Genomic DNA, 1,915 nt, shown 5'->3' with positions numbered 1-1,915 from the left:
GCTTCTCGGTGACCCCGCTGTCCTACGAGGAACTGGCCGACCTGACCTTCGCCAGGACCGAGATCGAGTCCGCCGTGCTGCGGCTCTCCGTCCTCGACGGCGACATGGCGTGGGAGGGACGGCTCGTCGCCGCCCACCACGTGCTGGACCGGACCCCGTTCACCCGGCCCGACGACACCGCGCACCCCTCCGACGCCTGGGCGGCGGCGCACGCCGCGTTCCACCTCGCCCTCCTCGACGGCTGCCGCAACCGCCGGATGCTCTCCATAGCCCGCGCGCTGCGCGAGGAGGCCGAGCTGTACCTGCACTGGTCGGTCTCCTTCGGGCAGGAGCCGGACCGCGACATCGCCGGCGAGCACCGCGGGCTCCTGGACGCGGCCGTCGCCCGCGACGCCGACCTCGCCGCCCGGCTGCTGCGCGAGCACATCGCGCACACCGCCCGCCTCCTCATCCGCGGCGCCGTGGACGCCCCGCCGGAAGCCCCGCCCGAGGCCCCGGAACCGGCGGCGGATCAGGCCCCGGATCAGACCGCGACGGTCGTCAGCACGTGATGCAGGAGGGTCAGCAGGACCTCCTTGACCGAGGCCCGGTCGCGGGCGTCGCAGTGCATGACCGGCGTACCGGGGGCGAGGTCGAGCGCCGCGGCGACGTCGGGCAGCTCTGCGGCCCGGACGCCGTCGAAGCAGTTGACCGCGACGACGAACGGGATGCCCCGGTGCTCGAAGAAGTCGACGGCGGCGAAGCTGATGTCGAGGCGGCGGGCGTCGGCCAGGACGATCGCGCCCAGCGCGCCCCGTGACACGTCGTCCCACATGAACCAGAAACGGTTCTGGCCCGGCGTCCCGAAGAGATAGAGCACCAGCTCCGGGCTGATCGTGATCCGGCCGAAGTCCAGCGCGACCGTGGTCGTGGTCTTCCCCTCGACACCGGCGAGGTCGTCCACCCCCGCGCTGGTCGCGGTGATCAGCTCCTCGGTGCGCAGCGGCGCGATCTCGCTGACCGAGCCGACCAGCGTCGTCTTGCCGACGCCGAACCCGCCCGCGACGACGATCTTGCCGGTCGCCGCGTCGGGGTGGAGCACCGGGCTAGAGCCGGCGGATGCCATCGATCACCGCCTGGAGGAATCGGACGTCCGACGCGGCGGAGGCGTCGGGCGAGGTCACGGCGATCAGCTCGTGGTCGAGGAGGTCGCCGAGCAGGATCTTCACGACGCCGACCGGCAGGGCCAGACGCGCGGCGACCTCCACCACGGCGGTCGGCGTCCGGCACAGGGCCAGGGCCCTGAGTTGCTCCGGCTGGAGCCGGGCCGTGCGGCCCGGCAGGCGGACGGTGCTGACCATGGAGATCAGCTCGATCTCCGGCCGGCTGGGCTGGGTGCGGCCCCGGGTCAGGGCGTAGGGGCGGACGACCGGGCCACTGCGCTCCCCGTCCCAGGAGTCCTCCGACCAGTGCCTCATCCAGGCTCACCCCCGGCCGCCCCCGCGGGCAGCCCGTTCCCGGGGACCCGGGGCGCGGCCGTGAGGAAGGTGCCGACCTGCCGGACGAGCAGGGTCATCTCGTAGGCGATCGTCCCGATGTCGACGCCCGCGCCGGCCAGGACGGCGAGCCGGGCGCCGGTGCCCGCGGCGGTCACGAAGAGGAACAGGTCGTCCATCTCGATCATGGTCTGCCGCACGTCGCCGCCCCGGAAATGGCGGCTCGTGCCCTGGGCGAGGGACTGCAGCCCCGAGGCGATCGCGGACAGCTGCTCGGCGTCGTCCCGGGCCAGCGACGCGGAGGCGCCCACCAGCAGGCCGTCCTCCGACAGGACGATGGCGTGCAGGGTCCCGGGCGTCTTGGCCACCAGGCCGTCCAGCAGCCAGTTCAGCCCGCCCTCACCGGCTTGCGTCGCCGTCATGGGTACTCCTTGTCGAAT

General features: G+C 73.5%; 4 protein-coding genes. 1 reads left to right on the top strand and 3 read right to left on the bottom strand.

Annotation, left to right across the window (positions count from 1 at the left end; translation table 11 throughout):
• Positions 1 to 551, top strand: a 551-nt coding sequence (locus tag ACSNOC_RS27575; protein ID WP_436750301.1) for an FCD domain-containing protein, incomplete at its 5' end; no start/stop codon positions are given.
• Here the strand turns inward: ACSNOC_RS27575 and ACSNOC_RS27570 are convergent.
• Genes ACSNOC_RS27570 through ACSNOC_RS27560 form a run of 3 tightly spaced genes read right to left on the bottom strand, consistent with a single transcriptional unit; the run spans position 524 to position 1,897 of the window.
• A complete protein-coding gene (locus ACSNOC_RS27570; RefSeq protein WP_436750300.1) occupies positions 524 to 1,105 on the bottom strand; it encodes a GTP-binding protein in 582 nt (193 codons plus the stop codon). The two genes, ACSNOC_RS27575 and ACSNOC_RS27570, sit on opposite strands and share 28 nt — an antisense overlap.
• On the bottom strand, positions 1,086 to 1,457 hold the full coding sequence (locus tag ACSNOC_RS27565) for a DUF742 domain-containing protein (RefSeq protein WP_436750299.1): 372 nt from the start codon (positions 1,455 to 1,457) through the stop codon (positions 1,086 to 1,088). The genes ACSNOC_RS27570 and ACSNOC_RS27565 overlap by 20 nt, the downstream gene beginning before the upstream one ends.
• Positions 1,454 to 1,897, bottom strand: coding sequence for a roadblock/LC7 domain-containing protein (locus ACSNOC_RS27560; RefSeq protein WP_436750298.1), 444 nt, complete (start codon positions 1,895 to 1,897; stop codon positions 1,454 to 1,456). The genes ACSNOC_RS27565 and ACSNOC_RS27560 overlap by 4 nt, the downstream gene beginning before the upstream one ends.
• Between the last annotated feature and the right edge of the window lie 18 nt (positions 1,898 to 1,915).

Origin of the sequence: Streptomyces sp. URMC 129 (assembly GCF_051386415.1) — a bacterium.
In the GTDB taxonomy this organism is placed as follows: Bacteria; Actinomycetota; Actinomycetes; order Streptomycetales; family Streptomycetaceae; genus Streptomyces.
This window is presented reverse-complemented; position numbering and strand designations above follow the sequence as displayed.